The sequence below is a fragment of the Paramagnetospirillum magnetotacticum MS-1 genome (genome assembly GCF_000829825.1).
In the GTDB taxonomy this organism is placed as follows: Bacteria; Pseudomonadota; Alphaproteobacteria; order Rhodospirillales; family Magnetospirillaceae; genus Phaeospirillum; species Phaeospirillum magnetotacticum.
In genome coordinates this window covers 246,409-268,554 of record NZ_JXSL01000025.1, presented here as the reverse complement: position 1 = coordinate 268,554, position 22,146 = coordinate 246,409, and the positions used below count along the sequence as shown (strand labels likewise).

General features: G+C 64.1%; 11 protein-coding genes. 3 read left to right on the top strand and 8 right to left on the bottom strand.

The features are described 5' to 3' along the window. Positions 1-10 precede the first annotated feature (10 nt). Genes kdpB through CCC_RS08490 form a run of 3 tightly spaced genes read left to right on the top strand, consistent with a single transcriptional unit; the run spans position 11 to position 5,389 of the window. Positions 11-2,047, top strand: a complete 2,037-nt coding sequence (gene kdpB, locus CCC_RS08500; protein WP_009870611.1) for a potassium-transporting ATPase subunit KdpB — start codon at positions 11-13, stop codon at positions 2,045-2,047. 14 nt (positions 2,048-2,061) lie between these two features. Further along, the gene (gene kdpC / locus CCC_RS08495) at positions 2,062-2,676 is read left to right on the top strand and encodes a potassium-transporting ATPase subunit KdpC (RefSeq protein ID WP_009870612.1); all 615 of its coding nucleotides are present in this window, start codon (positions 2,062-2,064) and stop codon (positions 2,674-2,676) included. A gap of 10 nt (positions 2,677-2,686) precedes the next feature. Next, the gene (locus tag CCC_RS08490) at positions 2,687-5,389 is read left to right on the top strand and encodes a sensor histidine kinase (RefSeq protein WP_041040741.1); all 2,703 of its coding nucleotides are present in this window, start codon (positions 2,687-2,689) and stop codon (positions 5,387-5,389) included. Between the two features lie 12 nt (positions 5,390-5,401). On the opposite strand, the gene CCC_RS08485 is transcribed toward CCC_RS08490, so the two are convergent. From CCC_RS08485 to CCC_RS08445, 8 genes are all read right to left on the bottom strand, one after another. After that, positions 5,402-6,541: a response regulator gene (locus CCC_RS08485; protein ID WP_009870614.1), complete on the bottom strand. Its 1,140-nt coding sequence runs from the start codon at positions 6,539-6,541 to the stop codon at positions 5,402-5,404. Further along, positions 6,538-6,948: a response regulator gene (locus CCC_RS08480; protein WP_009870615.1), complete on the bottom strand. Its 411-nt coding sequence runs from the start codon at positions 6,946-6,948 to the stop codon at positions 6,538-6,540. Before CCC_RS08480 ends, CCC_RS08485 begins: the two co-directional genes overlap by 4 nt. Beyond that, entirely contained in the window at positions 6,945-11,975 is a 5,031-nt protein-coding gene (locus CCC_RS08475) for a response regulator (RefSeq protein WP_052473021.1), read from the bottom strand. The genes CCC_RS08480 and CCC_RS08475 overlap by 4 nt, the downstream gene beginning before the upstream one ends. A 32-nt stretch (positions 11,976-12,007) precedes the next feature. Continuing rightward, on the bottom strand, positions 12,008-13,504 hold the full coding sequence (locus CCC_RS08470; RefSeq protein ID WP_052473019.1) for a CheR family methyltransferase: 1,497 nt from the start codon (positions 13,502-13,504) through the stop codon (positions 12,008-12,010). Then, positions 13,501-18,342: a PAS domain S-box protein gene (locus tag CCC_RS21150; RefSeq protein ID WP_052473017.1), complete on the bottom strand. Its 4,842-nt coding sequence runs from the start codon at positions 18,340-18,342 to the stop codon at positions 13,501-13,503. Before CCC_RS21150 ends, CCC_RS08470 begins: the two co-directional genes overlap by 4 nt. Then, the gene (locus CCC_RS21705) at positions 18,339-21,086 is read right to left on the bottom strand and encodes a PocR ligand-binding domain-containing protein (RefSeq protein WP_009870620.1); all 2,748 of its coding nucleotides are present in this window, start codon (positions 21,084-21,086) and stop codon (positions 18,339-18,341) included. Before CCC_RS21705 ends, CCC_RS21150 begins: the two co-directional genes overlap by 4 nt. A 252-nt stretch (positions 21,087-21,338) precedes the next feature. Further along, positions 21,339-21,566 (bottom strand): hypothetical protein, encoded by a 228-nt coding sequence (locus tag CCC_RS08450; RefSeq protein WP_009870621.1) that lies wholly within the window; start codon positions 21,564-21,566, stop codon positions 21,339-21,341. 247 nt (positions 21,567-21,813) lie between these two features. After that, the gene (locus CCC_RS08445; RefSeq protein WP_009870622.1) at positions 21,814-22,143 is read right to left on the bottom strand and encodes an STAS domain-containing protein; all 330 of its coding nucleotides are present in this window, start codon (positions 22,141-22,143) and stop codon (positions 21,814-21,816) included. Positions 22,144-22,146: the final 3 nt, after the last annotated feature.

Sequence of the window (22,146 nt, the reverse complement as noted above, 5' to 3'; positions counted from 1 at the left end):
GGAATCCGTCATGACCATTCATCGCCCTCAGGCGCTGTCGCTTCTGGACGGCCCCATCCTGGCCCAGGCTGGCCGGGACGCGGTGACCAAGCTGGACCCGCGCCAATTGGTGCGCAATCCCATCATGTTCGCCACCGCCCTGGTCTCCGTCGCCTCCACCATCCTGACGCTCAGAGATGCCGCCAGCGGCGCCGCCCAGGTGGCGGTGATGGCTCAGATCAGCGCCTGGCTGTGGTTCACCGTGCTGTTCGCCAACTTCGCCGAAGCCATCGCCGAAGGACGCGGCAAGGCCCAGGCCGCCTCGCTTCGCCGCACCAAGTCCGAGGCCATGGCGCGCAAAGTCGCCTCCCTGGAAGGGGAGAACCCGGTCACCGTTCCGGCCGCCTCACTCAAGGCCGGGGATCTGGTGGTCTGCGAAACGGGCGACGTCATCCCCGGCGATGGCGACGTGGCGGCGGGCATCGCCACCGTGGACGAAAGCGCCATCACGGGCGAATCCGCCCCCGTCATCCGCGAATCCGGCGGCGACCGTTCGGCGGTCACCGGGGGCACCCGGGTGGTCTCGGACCGCATCATCGTGCGCATCACCGCCAATCCGGGAGAGTCCTTCCTGGACCGCATGATCACTTTGGTGGAAGGCGCCAAGCGCCAGAAGACCCCCAATGAGATCGCGCTGACCATCTTGCTGGTGGGCATGACCCTGATCTTCCTGGTGGTGGTGGCCAGCCTGCCGGCCTGGGCGTCCTGGTCGGGCACCGCTATTCCGGTGGTGTTCCTGGCCGCCCTGTTCATCACCTTGATCCCCACCACCATCGGCGGATTGCTGTCGGCCATCGGCATCGCGGGCATGGACCGGCTGGTGAAGTTCAACGTCATCGCCAAATCGGGCCGCGCCGTCGAGGCTGCGGGCGATATCGACGTTCTGCTGTTGGACAAGACCGGCACCATCACCCTGGGCGCCCGGCAGGCCTCCGAGTTCCTGGCCCTGCCCGGCATCTCTGAGCACGACCTGGCCGAAGCCGCCTTCCTGTCCTCCCTGGCCGACGAGACCCCGGAAGGCAAATCCATCGTCGCCCTGGCCAGGCTGCGCTTTCAGTTCGCCGAACCCGACATGACGGCCATGACCTTCGTGCCCTTCACGGCGCAAACCCGCATGAGCGGAGTGGATGCGGGCGCTTGCCGCATCCGCAAGGGCGCCTCGGACGCCATCCTCAAACATGTGGCCGATGCCGCGCCACGCGAGCTGGTCCCCCTGGTGGAGCGCGTCGCCAAGGCCGGTGGAACGCCGCTGGTCGTCGCGCGCAATGGCCGGGCGCTGGGCGTCATTCACCTGAAAGACATCATCAAGCCCGGCATCCGCGAGCGTTTCCTGACCCTTCGCGCCATGGGCATCCGCACGGTGATGATCACCGGCGACAATCCGCTGACCGCCGCGGCCATCGCCGCCGAGGCCGGAGTGGACGACTTCCTGGCCGAAGCAACGCCGGAGCGGAAGCTGGAACTGATCCGCGAGCACCAGCAGGGCGGCAAGCTGGTGGCCATGTGCGGCGACGGCTCCAACGACGCCCCCGCCCTGGCTCAGGCCGATGTGGGCGTGGCCATGAACACCGGCACCCAGGCGGCGCGCGAGGCGGGCAACATGGTGGATCTGGAAAGCGATCCCACCAAGCTCATCGAGATCGTCATGATCGGCAAGCAGCTGCTCATGAGCCGGGGCGCGCTCACCACCTTTTCCATCGCCAATGACGTTGCCAAGTATTTCGCCATCATTCCGGCGCTGTTCCTGGCCTCCTACCCTCAGCTTCAAGCGCTGAACATCATGGGTCTGACCAGTCCGCAAAGCGCCATCCTGTCGGCCATCATCTTCAACGCCCTGATCATCATCGCGCTGATTCCCCTGGCCTTGAAGGGGGTGCGTTATCGCCCCGCCGACGCCGAAACCCTGTTGAAGCGCAATCTGCTGGTCTATGGCCTGGGCGGTCTGGTGGTCCCCTTCGCGGGCATCAAGCTGATCGACATGGCCGTGGCCGCCCTGCATCTCGCCTGACTGGAGTTTCTCCCATGTGGAAAGATCTTCGTTCCTCCGCATTCCTGCTTCTGGCGCTGACCGCCATCACCGGGCTGGCCTATCCGGCGGCCGTCACCGGCATGGTCCGCGCCGCCTTCCCCTGGCAGGCCGAGGGCAGCCTGATCGAGAAGAACGGCCGGGTGATCGGCTCGGAACTGATCGGCCAGTCCTTCTCCTTGGCGGGCTATTTCTGGGGCCGGCCTTCGGCCACCACCACCGCCGACCCGGCCGATTCCACCAAGACAATCGCCCAGCCCTACAACGCCGCCAATTCCGGGGCCAGCAATCTTGCGCCCAGTTCCAAGGCCCTGAATGAGGCCGTCGCCGAGCGCAAGATCGCTCTGCAAAGCGCCCATCCCGGCCAGACCGACCCGGTTCCCGCCGATCTGCTGACCAGTTCGGCCTCGGGTCTTGATCCCCATATCAGCCCGGCGGCGGCGGCCTGGCAGATCAAGCGGGTGGCGGCGGCGCGCGGCGCTTCCGCCGACGAATTGCGCAAGCTGGTGGCCAGCCTCACCGAGGGACGCGACTGGGGCGTGCTGGGCGAGCCCCGCATCAATCTGCTGCGGCTCAACATGGCCCTGGACGAGCGTTGGCCCATGAAGTGAAGTAGTCGGCATGGCCATCGATAACGAACAACGCCCCAATCCCGACGCCCTTCTCGCCCAAGCCCGGCGGGAGGGGCGCGGACGCCTGAAGATCTTCCTCGGCGCAGCGCCCGGCGTGGGAAAGACCTATGCCATGCTGTGCGCCGCCCACGAGCGCCTCAAGGACGGCATCGACGTGGCGGCGGGCGTGGTCGAGACCCATGGCCGCAAGGAGACCGAAGGCCTGGTCAAGGGCCTGGAGGTGCTGGCGCCCCGCCATGTGGAATACCGGGGCCACGCCTTCCGCGAGATGGATCTGGACGCGCTTTTGCAGCGCCGCCCCGCCATCGCCCTGGTGGACGAGTTGGCCCATACCAACGTGCCGGGCTCGCGCCACTTAAAGCGCTGGCAGGACGTGGAGGAGGTCTTAAGCACGGGCATCAACGTCTACGCCACCTTGAACATCCAGCATCTGGAAAGCCTGAACGACGTGGTCGAGCAGATTTCCGGGGTCAAGGTCCGGGAAACCCTGCCCGACAGCGTCTTGGCCGGGGCCGATGAGATCGAGCTGATCGATCTGCCCCCCGAAGATCTGATCAAGCGCCTGAACGAGGGTAAGGTCTATGTGCCGGAACAGGCCCGGCGCGCCGTCCACAACTTCTTCTCGCCCGGCAATCTGACGGCCCTGCGCGAGATGGCGCTTCGCCATGCCGCCGAGCGGGTGGACGCCCAGATGGTCGACTATATGCGCTCCCACGCCATCGCTGGCCCCTGGCCGACGCGTGAGCGCATTCTGGTCTGCATCGACGAGCGCATGGATTCCGGCCGTCTGGTCCGCGTCGCCAAGCGCACCGCCGACCGGCGCGGCGCCGCCTGGGTGGCGGTCACCGTGGAGACCACCCGCACCCTGTCGGCGTCAGAGGCCGACAAGGACCGGGTGGCCGAGGCCATGCGCCTTGCCGTTCAGTTGGGCGGCGAGACGGTGACGCTGCAGGGCGAGGACGTGGTCACCACCATTCTCGCTTTCGCCACCGAGCGCAACGCCACCCAGATCGTGGTGGGCCGCCCCCGACGCCTGGGCCTGCTCGACCATTTCACCGCCACGGTGACCGACCGTCTGGTGGAGAGGGGCGGCGCGCTGAACATCCTGGTGGTGGGAAGCGACGGCGAAGCGAAATCCAAGACGCGGCGCTCCGTCGTCCAGATCCCGACCGACGAGCGGGACTGGCTGGGCCTTGCCGTCGCCCTGCTGGCGGCCGCCATTGCCACGGGATTGGGCTTCGCCATCGATCCCTGGCTGCCGGTCGCCAGTATTTCCGTGGCCTATCTGTTGGCGGTGATGGTGGTGGCCATGCGCTTCGGCCTTCACCCCGCCATCCTGGCCTCGCTCGCCAGCTTCTTCGCCTTCAACTTCTTCTTCACCGAGCCGCGTTTCACCTTCGCGGTATCGGACGTGCAGAATCTGCTGACCCTGGTGTTTTTCCTGATCGCCGCCTTCATCGTCTCAGGCATGGCGAGCCGTCTGCGCACCCAGGTCCACGCCAGCCGGGAAAGCGCCCGGCGGACGGGAAATCTCTATGATTTCGGCCGCAAGGTGACGGCGGCGGCCACCCAGGACGATGTGCTGTGGGCGGTGGTCCACCATGTGGCCGACACCATCCGGGGCAAGTCCCTGGTCTTGCTGCCCGTGGAAGGCCGTCTGGCCGTCGCCGCCGGCTATCCGCCCGAGGATCAGATCGACGACAAATCCTCGGCCGCCGCCGATTGGGCCTGGGCGCACGAAAAGCCCGCCGGGCGCGGCTCGGCCACCCTGCCCGCCGCCCTATGGCTGTTCCTGCCGCTGAAGACGGCTCGCGGGCCGGTGGGCGTGCTGGGCGTGCAGATGAGCGAGGATGCCGACCTGCCCAGCCCGGAGCAGATGCGCCTGCTGGAAACCCTGGCCGATCAGGCGGCGGTGGCCATCGAACGCACCACCTTGGTCTCCGATATCGAGACGGCGCGGGTGGCGACCGAGCGCGAACGCCTGCGCTCGGCCCTGCTGTCGTCATTGTCTCACGACCTGCGCACACCGCTGGTTTCCATCATGGGAGCGGCCAGCAGCCTGATCACCTATGACGAGGCGTTAAGCCCCGACAACCGCCACGAACTGGCCCAGACCATCCAGGACGAGGCCGAACGCCTCAACCGCTTTGTCCAGAACCTGCTGGACATGACCCGGCTGGGCAGCGGCACGCTCAAGCCCCGCATCGACTGGGCCGATCTTGGCGATATCGTCGGCGGCGCGGTGGAGCGGGCGGCGCGCCTGACCCGCTCCCACACGGTCAAGGTGGAGATTGACCCGGAAATTCCGCTGCTCTGCGTCGATGCCGTGCTGCTGGGGCAGGTTTTTTTCAACCTGCTGGACAATGCCTGCAAATATTCCGGCCCCGGCACCGCTATCAAGGTCTGGGCCAAGAAGGCCCATGACCATATCTCGGTGGAGGTGGCCGACCAGGGGCCGGGCATCCCCGAAGCCGATCGCGAGAAAGTGTTCGATATGTTCTACCGGGTCAGCCAGACGGACAGCCAAGCCGCCGGAACCGGCCTGGGCCTGGCAATCTGCCGGGGCATCGTCGAGGCCCATGGCGGATCGATCCGGGCGGAATCCGGCCTGCACGGCGCGGGCACCGCCATCGTCATCCGCCTGCCGCTGCCCGCTGTCGCGCAAGTGGCTCCCGAACCTGAAGGCGCATGACTAAGAGAGATATCACCCCCCGGCCTGTTCCAGATATTCGCGCTTTTGCTCCATATCGTGATCGGAATCGGCGAAGCGGGCGGCAATGGCCTTGAACTCGTCGGCCAAATTAAGGAACGCATCGACGATATCCGGGTCGAAATGGCTACCCTGGCCTTCACGGATGATGCCCACCGCCCGCTCATGGGGCATGCCCTCCTTGTAGACCCGGCGGCTGATGAGGGCGTCATAGACATCGGCCACCGCCATCAGTCGGGCGGACAGGGGGATGTCGTCGCCGCCGAGCCCCAAGGGATAACCGCTGCCGTCCCACTTCTCCTGATGGGCATAGGCGATTTCCTTGGCCATGGAGAGAAAGGCCACCGGGGTGCCGAGCGAACGTTCGGCATGGACGATGGCGTCGCGGCCCAAGGTGGTATGGGTCTTCATGATCTCGAATTCAGCAGGCTCGAACCGCCCCGGCTTGAGCAGAATGCGGTCGGGAATGCCCACCTTGCCGATATCGTGCAACGGAGCCGACTTGAACAGCATTTCGATGGTCGGCCCATCCAACTGGGCGGCAAAGCGCGGATGGTCCCGCAGCGCCATGGCCAGCATCTTCACGTAGTGCTGAGTACGGCGGATGTGGTTGCCGGTGTCGGAATCGCGCGTCTCGGCCAGCGACGCCATGGCCAGTATGGTCACATCCTGAATGGCGTTAACCTCCTGGGTGCGGCGCCCCACCTCGGCCTCCAGATAATCGGCCTTATCGCGCAGGAAATCGGCGCTGGCCTTGAGCTTGAGATGAGTTTCGACGCGGGCCATCACGATGGGCGGGCTGATGGGCTTGGTGATGTAATCCACCGCGCCGACCCTCAGCCCCATCTCCTCGTCCTGGGTCTCGGCCTTGGCGGTCAGGAAGATAACGGGAATCTCGCGCGTGGCCGGGTCGGATTTCAGCCTGCGGCAGACCTCATAACCGTCCATCTCGGGCATCATGATGTCGAGCAAGATCAGGTCGGGCGGCGTCTCGGACTGGGCGATGGCCAGGGCCTTGACGCCGGAATTGGCGATCTTGACCCGATAGAAGTCCTTGAGCAACCCGCTCATCAGCTTGAGATTGTCAGGCGTATCATCGACCACCAGAACGGTCGGGCGGATATCCGTGGTCATGGCAAGATCACCTTCAGGGCACGTTCGATAGCTTTTTTGACGGCGCCGATGGAGACCGGCTTGACCAGATATCCCGCGACCTTGTGGCCCTTGGCGGTCATCACCGCTTCCTCGCCCGAATCCGAGGTCAGCATGACCACCGGAATGGCCGCCACATCGGGCAGGGGCGCCGTTCGCAGCGTCGCCACATAGGCGAAACCGTCATCGCCCGGCATATGGATATCGCACAGCACCACGGAGGGGCGGACACGCAGGGTTTCACCGACCGCCGCCTTGACGTTTTCCGCTTCGTAGACGTTGGACGGCGGAATGCCGATCTGTATGAGTATCTGGCGGATGGTCAGCCGAATGAAGGGCTCGTCATCGACCAGCAGCACCTTGATCCGGCGCAATTCGGATTCGCTCATGAAGAAGCCTTTTCGGTTACGGAGGACAAGAAGGGAGCAAGCGCCCCCTTAAGCTCGTCCAGGGTGGGAGCCATTAGGGGAGCGAGCATGGCCAATGCGGCCGTATTATCGGCCTTGGCCGAGGATTCCATATCGGCGGCAAGACGCCCCAGACGGATCGCCCCGGCGGTATTGGCCGCGCCTTTCAGCCCATGGGCGATCTCGCGCAAGGCCGTATCTTCGGGCTGGGCCGCCTCGATCTTCGCCACCTTGGCCGCCGCATCGTCGAGGAACCCGGCCAGAATGGGCCTCAACCGCTCCAGATCCCATTTGTAGATGGAGCCCATAACCTCGAAATCGAAGATATCGGGATCGATCTCGGGAAGGTTCCGGCGGCCGTCTTCCTTGGCCTCGGCGGGCAGCAGCTTCAACGCCTTGTCGAAGTCGTAACCGCTCACCAGGGCGGCGAAGCGGTCGGCCTTCTTGCCCAAAAGGCCGCGCAGCAGATCCCCATGGGCCTCGACCAGTTCCTCGGCTTCCGGATCGCTGTCGGCCAGAAGGGCGCGCAGACGGGCGATGACGGCCACGGCCTCATCCGGGCTGGCCGCTGGCGCGGCCACGGCCACGGGCTGGCGTCCCAGCCATTTCATCATGGTGGCGAACATGGAATCGGGGTCGATGGGTTTGGCGATATGATCGTTCATCCCGGCTTCCAGGCACTTTTCCCGGTCGGCCTGCATGGCATTGGCGGTCATGGCGATGATGGGCAGGTCCTGAAAGCCCATGGCGCGAATCTCGCGGGTGGCGGTAACGCCGTCCATGACCGGCATCTGCATGTCCATCAGGATCAGGTCGTAGTGCCCGGTTTTGGCCTTATCCACCGCGATCTGGCCGTTGGCGGCGATGTCCACCACCAGCCCGGCATCGCCGAGAATTTCGCTGGCCACTTCCTGGTTGAGCTCGTTGTCTTCGACCAGCAGAACCCGCACGCCCTTCAGGCCGGAAACATCCACCGTGCCGCCCTCGGTCCCCTCGTCTTCTTCCGAGCGCCTGTCGTCGGAAGCGAAGACCCGCATGATGCTGTCGAAGAGGGCGGCCGGATTGACCGGTTTGACCAGTACCTCGCCGATATCGGCGGCCTGGGCGCCCTTGATGATCTCCTCGCGGCCATAGGCGGTCACCATGATCAGATGGGGCGGGAAGGGCAGCCGGATGTCGTGGATGCGCTCGGCCACCTCCAGCCCGTCCATGCCGGGCATCTGCCAGTCCAGGAACACCACCTCGTAAGGCTGGTCCAGCATGGCCTCGCGGATGGCGTCGATGGCCGCCGCACCGCCCTCGACACTATCAACCTCGAAGGACATGGAACTCAGCATATCGACCAGAACGGCGCGGGCATTCTCGTTGTCGTCCACCACCAGCATGCGCCGTCCCACCAGTTCGGGTTCGGGCAGCAAAGGGGCACGCGGCTTGCCCTTGCCCATACGGGCGGTGAACCAGAAGGTGGAGCCTTCTCCGGGGACGCTGTCGACGCCGACCTCGCCGCCCATCAGCTCGGCCAGCTTCTTGGAGATGGCCAGGCCCAGCCCGGTGCCGCCGAATTTACGGGTGGTAGAGGTGTCGGCCTGCTGGAAGCTTTGGAACAGGCGTGCCTTCTGCTCCTCGGTCAGGCCGATACCGGTATCCCTGACCTCGAAGCGCAGCATGACCTCCGCGCCCAGATCCTCCAGCAGGCGCACCGCCACGACGATCTCGCCTTCCTCGGTGAACTTGACCGCGTTGTTGGCGTAATTGATCAGCACCTGACCCAGGCGCAGGGAATCGCCCATCAGATCGAGGGGAACACCGGCCCCCAGGTCGAACAGAAGCTCCAGCCCCTTGGCCGAGGCCTTGTCGGAAATGAGGTTGCCCACATTCTCCAGCACCTTATCCAGATGGACCTCGGTGACCTCCACCTCCAGCTTACCCGCCTCGATCTTGGAAAAGTCCAAGATGTCGTTGATGATCCCCAGCAGATGCTGCCCCGATTGTTGGATCTTCTTCACATAGTCGCGCTGGCGGGGATTAAGCTCGGTCTTCAGGGCCAGATGGCTCATGCCGATGATGGCGTTCATGGGGGTTCGGATTTCGTGGCTCATATTGGCCAGGAAGTCGCTCTTGGTCTTGGCGGCGTCCTCGGCCACATCCCTGGCCTTCGCCAAGGCCTCGGCGGCCGCGCGGGCATCGGTCACGTCTTCAAGCATCCAGACCGCGCCACGCGACAGATCGGAGGGATCGATAGCGCTGCCGCTGATCCGGCACCAGAAGCGGGTTCCGTCCTTGCGGACATAGCATTGTTCGCGCTGATGGACTTCGCCGCGCGACAGGGCCTCGTAGGCGTCGCCCACATCGGCGAAGGATTCGTCGTCGGGGAACCAGATGCGGGTGGACTGGCCCACAAGCTCGCCCGGCTCGTAACCGAACAGCCTGTCCAGTTGCGGATTGCCCCGCACGATGACCCGGTTCTTGAGGAAGGCGATGCCCACCGTGGCGGCCTCGAAGATGGCTTGCTGTTCCGCTCCGGCGAAACGCACCGCGTCCTCGGCCTTCTGGCGTTCGGTGATGTCGTAGGCCCAGCTTACCAGATAGCGGCCATCGGCGAATTCGGTTAGCGCCGAGGCGAGAAGGACCGTGATGGGAGTTCCGTCGGCGCGCACGAACCGCGACTGGTAGTCGCGCACATAGCCGTCGCGGCGCAAGGTCGCGATGAACTCCTGGCGGTCCGTCGGGTCGAACCAGAATTCCGTGGCGCTGCGGTGGCTCAGTTCCTCCGGGGTCGTCGCCAGCATTTCCGCCATTCTCTGATTGGAGAAGAGGGAGTGTCCGTCTTCGGTATTGATGGACACACCCGCCGGGCTGTTTTCCAAGATACGGCGCAGGCGCTCGCCGCTCTCGCGCATCTCGCGCTCCAGACGCTTGCGCTCGGTGATGTCCTCGACGATCCAGATTGAGGCCCGCTCGAGCCCTTCCAGCCGCACGCCCTTGGCGGAAATCATGGCGCTGAAGAGCTGTCCGTCGCCCCGGATCAGATCCCATTCCTGATGAATGCCCTCGCCCGCCCCCAGCTTGGGAGCGACCAGTCCGCCGAACTCCCGGTAGCTGTCGGCGGTGGCGAAAAGCCGCGAAGCCTCAAGCCCCTTCATGGACTCCACCGTATAGCCCAGCAGTTCGGCCATGGCCGGATTGGCGCGCTGGATACGGCCCGAAGCGGTATACATGATGCCCATGGGGGCATTGTCGAAAATGGCATCCTGTTCGGATAACAGGGCCTGAATCCGTTCCTGCTGAGCGGTCAGTTCTCCGGCCTGGCGCTGGGTGGCCAGGAGCAATTGCCGGGTCCGCTCGCTGCGCGCCAGAATTTCCATGCGCATGGCCAGTACGGGCAGAACGGCATCGAGAACATCCCTGTCACGCCCCTCGATGGGTTTCATGGTCGCCATCTCGATAACGCCGAGACATTCGTCTCCACCGACCACCGGCAAAAGCAGGATGGCCCCAGGCGCAGCCGATAACAACCCTGTGCGGATCTTCAGATAACCCTCGGGCGGGTTGCTGATCAGGATTTCCCGCCGCTCGGCGGCGCATTCGGCCACCAGCCCGTCACTGGGCGACCGCGCGGGCGCGTCGCCGTGCCGGGCATAACCTCCGCATTCCACAAGTTCGCCTGTTTCGCCGTCGCACCGGAAATAAACCGCGAAGCCCAGATCGATGACCGGGGCCATATTGGAAAACAACCCCCGGGCCAGGGATTCGAAATCCTCGGCCGCCTGCAAATCGGCGGTAATCCGGGCCACGAGACCCGATACATAGCTTTCATGGGCCCGATCCCGGACCACCGCGGCCAGTTGGGTCAGAGCCTCGACCACTTCGCCGATCTCGTCGTGGCGCCGGGCAACGGGAAGGTCCATATGGTCCTCGCCCCGCGCCAACTGGCCCAGCGCCCGGTGAACCTGGGACAAGGGACGCGACATCCGCAGGCGGATCAGCAGGAAACACGCCAGAACCGACATCACCACAATGACGGTCAGCAGCAGGTTGAAACGCAATGTCGCGTCGGTCTCATGCTCCAAATGGATCATCCGGTCGGCTATGGCCGCCAGGGCCGCAGCGCGAAGACCAAGGATGGAGTTCATCTGCGGCACGTAGATTTTGGCAAACTCGGCCGCATTCATCCCATACTCGCCGCTGCTTCGCCCCACATCGCGAATGCGGCGAATCAGAGGAAGTCCGCCACCGAAAAATTCGGCATCGATGGTTGCCAGCGCCGCCAAGAGGTCCGGGGGCGAGCCAGTCTTGTCGATGGCCAGCCGAAGCTGCGTGTCCAGGGCGGCAATGGTTCCCAGCGAGCGTTCGACCTGGGCGAGTTCATCGACCGTCAAAGGGCGTCGGGCGACATAAGGCGCGGTGAAGATGGAACCGATCTGCCCGGCGAAATCGCGCATTTCGGTGGATAGCCGCGAGATGGTCACATAGTTGATCAGGGCGGGATCGGCCTGCGCCAGATTGGTTTCGATGACGTTCAGTCCGGGCGCCATCAGGGGAAGCACTTTGACCATGCCGCCCACCGCGGCCGCGACCTCTTGATCCGCACGCTCGGGGCGCGGACGGGCGATCAGGGCGTCAATCTGACGCCGTGCCGTCTCCAACTGGCTGCCAGCCGCGAAGAGAGAATTTCTGACGGCGGCTCCGTGACGCAGTGAAGGGCTTTTGTCCAGGCTTTCCACCACCTGCCGCAAGGCCGCGTCGGTGGCGGTACGGGCGGCCTTCAGCGCCTCGGTCCGTTCGGGGGGCAAGGGAAGCTCGCTGCCCAGGGCGCCATTGCTGGGACCGCGCTCGGCGGAAATGCGCGACGCGGCCTCCAACCCCAGGCCCATCAGCTGTTGCCCGGCGATCCCCGACTGGACGCGGGCCTGCATGTCCAATTGCGGCGAAATGACCCGCCCAATGAGCACGACATTGGCCAGAACCACCAGTCCCATTCCGAGGGTGACGACCGTCGATACACGCATTCGCTTATGCCTTTAGCTTTCTCGACAATACGTTATCTCCCCGCCCCCGAACACCGCCTGCGGAACAGCCGGTGATAATGGTCGATGGGGGCGAACAGGGCGTTTCCGGCCAGCCCCAGAGATTCCGACTGGCCGATGAACAAGAGCCCGTGGGGACGCAAGGATTGGTGAAAGACCTTGATCAGATCGTCCTGCAACTGGCTTTTCATATAGATCAAGAGGTTGCGGCAACTCACCAGATCCAGGTCGGCGGGCGGAGCCCCGGACAGGACGTCGCGCCGTTCGAAAGTCACGCAGGATTTGATCTCCGGCCGGATCTCGTAATGCTGTCCTCTTTGCAGGAAATAGCGCTCCCGCAGGCCATCCTCGGCCTCCTTGAACGCCGTCTTGCGGTAGAGACCCTCGCGGGCCATGGCCAATGCGTCGGGATTGAGATCGGTGGCGGTGATGGCTATGGGATGCTTGCCCCCGCGCTCCTCAATCAGCCGGTTCAAGATGATGGCCAGACTATAGGGCTCCTCGCCCGAGGCGCAGCCCGGCACCCAGACCCGGATGGGTTCGCCCTCTGGCTTTTCGGCAATGGCGGCGGCCAGGGCGCGTTCCAGCACGCGAAACGACTCGCGGTCACGGAAGAAGGACGAGACCGAGACCAGAAACAGATGTTGCAACACCTGCAACTCGCCGGGATCACGCTGGACCAGCGCCCGATAGGCCTCCATCGTCCCGATGCCCAGGACCGACCTGCGCTTTTCCAGGCGGCGCAAAAGGGTTTCCTCCTTGTAGCAGGAGAAATCGATCCCGGTGGCCTCAAACACCTTGCGGACCAGCGTCTGAAGATCGCGAAGCTCCTCATCCACGGGGCCGGGGTCAGCCGGGGACGGAAGCGGGGCCGCGGGGGGCGCGACGGCGGGCGTGACGGAAGCCGCGATCGCCGGGAACCTCGCGGCCAGGGACGGCCCCATCATCGCCACCGGCATGATCTCGTCGATCTGCCTGGCGCGGATGGCCGCGTCAGGCATGCCGTCGAACTTGGCCTCGGCCGGGTCCTGGGCCAAGGTCAGTCCCCCCGCCTCCCGAATCATCCGGCATCCGGCAGCGCCGTCCGACCCCGCCCCGGACAGAATAATGCCCAGACCAAAGGACCGGCAGGTCTCGGCGATGGAGGCGAACAGGGCGTTCACCGAGGGGGTGGACAGATGTTCCGGGGCTGGTTCGGACAGTCTCAGCGTTTCGCCGAAAACCCGGCCATCTTTGCCTGCGGGAATGACCAGGACCGTATCGGGCTTGAGACGCGCCCCGGAGACGCCAAGCTCTACCGGCAAAGCCGATTCCCGTTGAATCAGCCGGACCACCAGCTCCGTATGCCCGTTATCGGCCATATGCTGGGCGACAACATAGGCGATGCGCCCGGTGGGGCGCAGACGCGCGAACATTTGCAGCATGGCTTCCAGCCCACCGGCCGAAGCGCCGATTCCCGCCACATGCAGGGGCTCGTTCACCGGTAAGAGTGATGGCCGCGCCAGGGTCATTTGACGTCCAACCCGCGAAGCTTGGCCAGGGCCAGATCCAGATCGCAATCCTCGATGGCGTCGGCGACGGGTTTGAGCGCCCCGGCCAGGGCCGTTCCCTCCAGTTTGGGCAGCAATTCGTCGAGCAGATCGCCAGCCTCGGCATCGCTGTCTTCCAGCAAGGCCGCAAGGCGGGCCAGCGCCGCCGTCACCTCGGCCTCGGGAATGGCCGGGGCCTTTGTCGTCTCGGGGGCGTCCATTCGGCCGAGTGCCGCGATGACGGGATCGAGTTCGGCCAGAGCCGAAACCAAGGCCTGCCTGATCTCGCCTTCGGGCCGCCCCTCCTTGCAGGCCTGTTCCAGGGCCGCAGCCGCGCTCTGCACGCCCTTGGCGCCGATATTCCCGGCGGTGCCCTTCAGCGTATGGGCGGCGCGGGTGGCGGCTTGCGGATCGGGATCTTGCCTGGCGGCGGCAAAGAGATCGGCAAAGTGCCCCTGGCTGTCCCTGAACTTGGCCAACATGCGGAGATAGAGCGACTCCTTGTTGGCCATGGTCGCCATGCCCGCCTTGATGTCGATGCCGGGAAGGTCGGGCAAGCCCCCTGAAACCTCGGCGGTCTTGGGCTTTTCCCGAGGCGCGGGAGCAGTCTTGGCTGGCGCCTTGGCCACTTTGATCCATTTGGCCATGGTGGAGAACATGGTCTCCAGGTTGAGCGGCTTGGCGATGTGGTCGAGCATGCCCGCCTCCATCACCTTCTCGCGGTCTCCCGCCATGGCGTTGGCCGTCATGGCGATGACGGGAATGGCGGACAGGGCCGGATTGGCGCGGATGGCGCGGGTGGCGGTATAGCCGTCCATCACCGGCATCTGGCAATCCATCAAGATGCCGTCGAACCGGTTATCGCGGGCCAGGATGTCCAGGGCATCCTGGCCATGCACGGCGACAACCACCTCCATCCCGGCCTGGGACAGCAGTTCGGTGGCCAGTTCCTGGTTCATCTCGTTGTCTTCCACCAGAAGGACGCGGCACCCTTCCAGGGCCTTCATGGTCTCCTTATAGCTTTCCGCCTTGTCCTGCCCCTGGTGCTCGGCGACCACGCCCTTGCCCAGTGTCTCGCCGATGGCTTCGAGCAGACTGGCCGCGGTGACCGGCTTGGTCAGGACCGTCTTCATGACCACGCCGCGTTCCTCGGCATTGGTCGCGGCCTCTTCGCGGCCATAGGCCGTCACCATGATGACAGCCGGAATCCTGGCGTGATCGCCGTGTTGGAGTTTCTGGACGGTTTCCACCCCGTCCATGATGGGCATCTTCCAATCCATCAGGATCAGGTCATAGGGCAGGTCCTTGCGCTCGGCGGCGGCGACCATCTCCAGCGCCTGGGTTCCGTCCCAGGCGGAATCCACTTCCAGGCCGAAGCCCTTGGCCATGGCCGAAAGAATCTCGCGCGCCGCCGCATTGTCATCGACCACCAGAACCCGCAGCCCCAGCAACTCATCGGGGCTGAAGACGCGCCGGAGCGGAGGATGGCTTTGGACACCGACCCGCACATGGAAGTGAAAGGTGGAACCCTTGCCCGCTTCGCTCTCGACCCAGATGCGCCCGTCCATCAGTTCGACCAGCGTCTTGGAGATGGCCAGCCCCAATCCCGTCCCGCCATATTTGCGGGTGGTGGAGGTGTCGGCCTGACTGAAGCTTTTGAACATCTTGCCGCATTGCTCGGGCGTCATGCCGATGCCGGAATCGCGCACCCAGAAGTGAAGCTCGGCCTGATCCTCTGATCGTTCGACCAGTTCGGCTCCGACGATGATCTCGCCCTTCTCGGTGAACTTGACCGCATTGTTGCCGAGATTGATCAGGATCTGCCCCAGGCGCAGCGGATCGCCGATCAGCGCGGAAGGGATATCGGGGGCCACGTTGAACAGCAGTTCCAACCCCCGGTCCTCGGCCTTCAATCCCACCAGATTGGCCAGATTGTCCATCACGTCCTCGAGACGGAAGTCGATGGATTCCATGGTCATCTTGCCGGCCTCGATCTTGGAGAAGTCGAGGATGTCGTTGATGATGCCCAGCAGGTTCTCGCCCGAGCGGTGCACCTTCTCGATGTAATTGCGCTGCTTCTTGTCCAGCTTGGTCTGAAGCGCCAGATGGCTCATGCCGATGATGGCGTTCATGGGCGTGCGGATTTCGTGGCTCATATTGGCCAGGAAGTCGCTCTTGGCCTTGGTGGCTTCCTCGGCGATTTCCTTGGCGGCCCGGATGGCGTCTTCCGCCGCCTTGACCGCCGTGATGTCCTGGTAGGCGCCGTACATAAAGCGGATGGCGCCGTTGGCCTCGTCCCTCACCAGCTTGCCCGCGGCATGCACCCAGACGATCTTGCCGTCCACGGGGCGCTTATAGGCATAGATGGAATCATAGTGGTCGTAGGTGCCGTCGATGGCGCCCTGATAGCGCTCCGCCGTCCGCTGCGCGGCCTGCTCATCGGCTTCCAAAAGGCGGGCGAACCATTCGTCGTTGAGGTGGTAACGCCCATCGGGCTTTGCCGGTTCGCCCAGAATCGCCGCGGCGCGCTCCGACTGGTAGTAATAGTCGGGATCGCTGTAATCCACGTACCAATATCCGCTTTCCGTCAGTTCCAGGGCGATATCCGACAGGAAATTGGCGCGCTTCATGTCCTCTTGCAGACGGCGGCGCTGGGTGATGTCACGATAGACCACCACACTGCCCACCAGTTCGCCGTTCTTGAAGACCGGCGTGGTGGAATATTCCACGGGAACGGCCGTTCCATCCTTGCGCCACAGCACCTCGGTATCGATGGTGCGCGCCTCGCCATCGACGGAGGTGCGGTACATGGGGCATTCCTCGCGCGGGAAGTCGCGGCCATCGGGATAATGGTGGTGGACCAGACCATGCATCCGCTGCCCGACGAACTCCTCGGGCGCGAAGCCGAGAATGGCGGGAGCCGCCGGATTGGCGAAATCGATCACTCCGTCGGTGTTCATGCCGACGATACCGTCCTGCACCGCGCCCAGGATGAGGCGGCTGCGCTCTTCAAGCGCCGCCATGCGGTCCTCCGCCGCCTTGCGGTCGGTGACGTCGCGGATCGAGGCGCAGATGCACAGGCCTCGCCCGCCGATGGCAGGCAGACGCGACAGGCCCACTTCCACCGGAAATTCCGATCCGTCCTTGCGCACCCCTCTCAGGGCGCGGCCCTGCATGGCAACCCGCCGTCCGTCGATATTCTGGATATAGCCGTCCCGCTGAGCCGTGTGTCCCGCCCGCACGCCCATTGGAACCAGGATCTCGATGGGCTTGCCCGTCAGCTCCCCGCCGTCATAGCCGAACATGGCCTCGACCTGGGGATTGACCAGCGTGATGGTTCCACGGCTGTCGGTGACCAGCATGCCGTCGGGAGCGGACTCGATGATGCCGCGATACCAGGCTTCGGTGGCCTTGATCTCGGTCTGCTGGGCCTCCAGTTCGACGGATTGTTCTTCCAGGCGGGCGGCCTGCTTCTCCATGTTCTCGGCCTGGCGCCGGGTCTCTTCCAGCAGGTCCTGGGTCTTGACGTTGCGTTCGAGGATTTCCTGGGTCATGGCCAGGATCGGCATGACCCCCTCCAGCAGGGCCTCCTGATCGGGACCGAAGCGTTCCAGCGTGGCCAGTTCGACCACGGCCATCAGCCGGTCATTGTGCAAGACGGGCAGGACGACGATGGAGCGAGGCAGGGCATCGCCCAGGGCGGAACCGACGCGGACATAGTCCGCAGGCGGATCGGTGATGATGATGGGCGTGCGCTCGATGGCGCATTGCCCCACCAACCCCTGGCCCAGGGCGAAAATCTGATTGAAGCGCTTGCGCTCCAGATAGGCGTAACTGCCCAGCATCCGCAGATGCTTTTCCTCCTCCACATAGAGGTAGAACACTCCATGCCCCACATTGAGCAGGGGTGCCAGACTGGACAAAAAGCCCCGCGCCAGTCCGGCAAGGGAGGTGGCCGCCTGCAATTCGGACTGGATGGCCGCCTGATTGCTCTTGATCCAGCGCTGGGCGGCCAGTTGGCGCGATTGCGCCTGCAAGACCTCGATGGAGCGGGCCAGACCGCCGATCTCATTGGGATAGTCGGTATGGGGAACGACCACCTCCAGACTGCCCGAGGCCAGTTGATCGACCGCCATGCGCAGATGTTCCGATGGCGCGCGGATGGACAAGGCGATGGCGCCGCCCAGCGCCAAAGCCAGGGCGAGGCCACAGCCCAGGACGATCAGCGAGAACGTCACCGCCTGCCGGGCCTGCTGTTTGGAGGCGACGGCCAACTGTTCGGCGCTCTTTTCCTTGGCGACGACGATCTGCGCCAGGGCTTCGTTGGCTTCGCGCCCGACCTTCTGGAACTCCGCCGATGACAGAAATGCCAGGGCATCGGCAGACTGACCGCTCTTTTGCGCCGTCAAGATCCGTTCGATATTATCCCGGTACTGGGCGAAGGCCTTGTCGAAACGCATCAGGGCGGCCTTGTTGACCTCGATCACGATGAGTTTTCGGGCCTCGTCCATTTCGCGTCGCAGACTGGTTTCCGCCTCGGCAAGCTGCCGATTGGCGTCACGTTGCCCGTCCGCGACCTGGGCCAGCAAACCCTGGCGCAAGGCCCGGCCCATGACTGCGAACTGAACTCGGGCCTCCTTCAGATGGGAGACGCTTTTGAGTTCATTCTCGTAAAGCCGGTCAAAGCCGCGACTCATCACATCCATGCTGTAAATCGAGTACAGATTGATGCTTAAGGCCACCAGGATAATGCAAGACAGGCCAAGCAGTATCTTTTGCAGCAAAGGCCATTTCTGGACGGCGGTGATGATGGACCTCATCGCGGCGCCTCCCCGGACGAATCGCCATCGCCCCCCTGGCGCCGCGCCGCGTCCTCGGCCAGGCTCATAGCGGCCAGGCGTTCCTGGCGCAGCAAGGCCGCCTGACGCGACACAGCCTCTTGCGCGGCATCGGCCCGCAGGCGGGCCAGCGACATGGTCGAGATCATACGCGCGAAGCCCGACAGGAAGCCCAGAATGACGGGCAGCCGCGCTTCGTCCATGACCGGGGCCGACAGCACCGCCTTCATATATTCGGCCTCGTCGTATCCAAACTGCCTGGCCTGGTTGCGGAAGAAGGCCTGGTCGGGAGCGCCAACATGGAATTGTCCGATGAAGACATTGGCCAAATGCCGCCCTTCGACAATGATGGGCGAGGCGCAATCGGTCATGCCGTTCTTGCACCGGTACATGGTGAAGTCCTCACCATCTTGCAGCTTGAGAGCCAGTTCGGTGTCGCTTTCGATACAGCGGGCGCATGAGTCGGAATTGACCCGGTGGAAATCGGTACATGCCGGCTGCCAGCGCGATGCCGACAGCACATTGCCCTGCAGATCGATAATCGCCGCCGGAACCCCGGCCACCTCGCAGAAACTGGAAAACAGAGACTGGAATTCGCCCAGATCGATCATCTCGTCCAGTTTCAAGGGCCGGGCGGCGGCGCCGTTTCCTCCCTCGTAATCGGGGTGCGGCGCCCATTCATGATCACCCACCGGCTCGACCATTTCCGTCCCGTAGGGTTCGGGCCGTCCGGCATCCTTGGCCAGGGCGTTGACCTCGCGCTTCAGTTCGAGAATGCGGTTCTCGCGCCCCCTGGCCAGATGCGCGAACCGGTCGGCATCGGCGAGCCGGGCCAATTCCCTCTCTGCATTCTTCATGGCGCTGATATCGATGAAGGCTCCCACCAGCCCCCCCGGCGCCTCACCGGCATCGCAAAAGCCAGACAGGAAATACAAGGCGTCACGGGTCGTGCCATCGGAATGAGGAATGCGCACCTCCCTCTGGCTGCGGCCCATGGCGGCGATGACGGCCTCGTTCTCCGACTGGAAGGCGGCCCGGTCGGCTTCGGGCCAGATATCCAGCTCGATCATCCTGTGGCCGATCAGTTGCGGCTTGCGGACTCCGAAAGCCTCCTCATAGGCCCGGTTCGCTCCCAGAAAGCGGGTCTCGGCATCCAGGTAGAACACCGGATAGGGAATGGCGTCGACCAGCACCTGCTGGAAGGCCAGTTGCTCGTCCTTGACCCGTTCGGCCAGGGAGGCCGCCTCCAGTTGTGCCTCGGTGCTTTCGTGCCTGCGCACCAGTTCCAGATTGAGGGCCAGGATGTTGACCATCTCCTCCAATTGCCGGATCGTGGCCTCGTCGGGATGATGGAGCAGGGCCACCTCGACCACGCCATGCAGGACGTCGTTGAGCATGGCCGGGACCATGACCACGGCGGAAGGATGGGCATTGCCCAGCCCCGATTCGATGGACCAGATTCCATCGGACGGCGTTGAGATGAGCCGCGTGCGGCGCTCCTCGGCGCATTGGCCCAGCAGTCCCTCGCCCAGCGCGATCTCTGACCTGACGGCGTCGCTGGCGGCATAGCGCGCCACCAGGCGGAATATTTCCTCGCCGCCATCGGCCTTGATGTAAACCACGCCCTGGAGGACCCCGATCAGCCGATGGGCCTCGCGCAAAAAAGCATCGGCCAGTTCGGACACGGTCTTGGCTTGCTGAAAACGCAGCGCCGTCGCAGCCAGTTGGGCTTTGCGCTCGGCGGTTACCTGCTGCGCTGCCGCGAAGGCGGCGACCTGCCGGGCGGAGATCTCCTGCTCGTGACGGCTGCGCAGCATGTTCAGCAAGGCCAGAATCAAAACGCCCACGATCAGGCCCGCGGCACCGCCTCTTGCGGCAATATCGCCGCGGGGCACCGTCCGGGAGAGATCCTCCATCAGCACCAGCGTCCAATCGCCGAAAGGGTCGTTCCACTGGACCTGGGCGCTGGCCACCGCATAGCGCCACCCATCCTGCAAGACCCGGTCCTCGCGGACGGAAAAGGGCAGAACCGAAGGCTCCTTGTTTTCGAACATATTGCCGAATTGCTTGAGTTCGCGGATGGAGGCCAGTTGCTGCGGCGACGGCGTTTCGGACAGGTATCCGATCCAATCGCTGCGGCTGGCGGCAAAGACCACGCCCTGGGGCGACAGCAACAGGCTGATATCGGACTTGTCACGCAGCAAGGCATCGATCTTCGACAGGTCGGTCCGCGCCACGACGCCGCCGATGGCCGTTCCGCCTCGGGTCTTGTCGGACAGAATGGGAGCGGTGAAGTAAAGGGACCGGTCCCCCCGCGCCAGGCTGACGGCGGCGTAGACATTTTCCTTTCGCTGCATGGCCATGCGGTAATAGGGGCGGAAGGTGACGTCCAGACCGGTGGAGGGTTTGCCGCTACTGTCCCAGGACGAGCGGACGACACCGTCACGGCCGACCACAAAGGCGCCGTGCGCGTCATAGGCCTTGGCGATCCCCTCCAGCATCCCCTGCAACCTGGGACCGTTGGGCGTTCCCCGTCCAAGGGCCTCCTGCTTGACCTCCTCGTCGAGAAGCCCGGTAACCGCAACGGACCCCATGAGATTGCCATTGAGCGTCTGGGACATGATCCCGATGCCGTGACGATGGGCCTCCGACTGCAACAGGGAGTGACGGTCGCCTTCCTTGATTTCCCGCCAGACATAGGCAGCAGCAACGGCAACAACGGCCATGGAAATAGCGGAGACGAAGATTATTGCGCGCGGTTTGCCCGCAATGAACCGTACAATCCAACCCATCGCGTCTCCCCCTGATGCGGGCAGGACCCCGCACCCACCTCTGGCAGCTTATGCCAAACGGATGAGGGGCGCGAGACTGAAGATGTACGGAATAGTAGCGCGGAGGGGCCTGGGATCGTCATGATCCGCACCCCATGAAACGGAAGCGCCCCAAGGCATGCGCCTCAGGGCGTTTTGCTGACCGGATCAGACATCCTTTTCCGGGTCGATGTCGAAACGGCGTTTGCCGTATTTGCCGGTGAAGGACGGTCCGTCATCGATTTCCACGTGATCGCGGTATGTGGCGTGGTTCACCAGGCGCTGTTGCAACTCCATCAGATGCTTCCAGTATTGCATCATCTGATTGGCGGAGTTCATCCAGCCCTCCAGCATGGCCTGCTGCATCTCGATGATATTCTTGTAGGGATCGGTCATTGAATGTTCCCTCCAGATGGTCCATGCCGGGCATCCCCGCAGGACGCGCAAAGCCGACACGGTCCACCAACTTATTGATGCGCGGGGAATATCCCAAGAATGACCCATCGTCATTCCTCGGACATTCCCCACGGAGCCATTCCCAACCGGATCGATCTATGACGAACCGATTAGGGACGCGGAATTCATGGTAGCGCAGACGAGGAACACATTCCAGCGACCCGGACGCAGATCCGTTATGGCCGACTCACAGAGCGGCAAGAGCAGCGGCGCGGTCGGTGTAGATGGCCAGGATCTTGGCGAAGCCCGAAACGTCGAAGACTTCACGGATGTGGGGCTTCATGGAACACAGCGCGAATTTGCGCGCGCCGCGCGTCATCTTGGCCCCCACCAGGACCACGCGCAGACCGGCGCTCGAAATATAGTCCAGTTCCCCGAAATCGATCAGAATCTTCGGCGCGCCTGCGTTGACCACGGCGAGGACCCGGGCCTCGAAGGCCTTGGCCGTCGAACTGTCCACCCGGGCTAGGGGGACCAGAACGGTGGCGTCGCCAGCCTGCTCTTCACGGATTTCCATAAC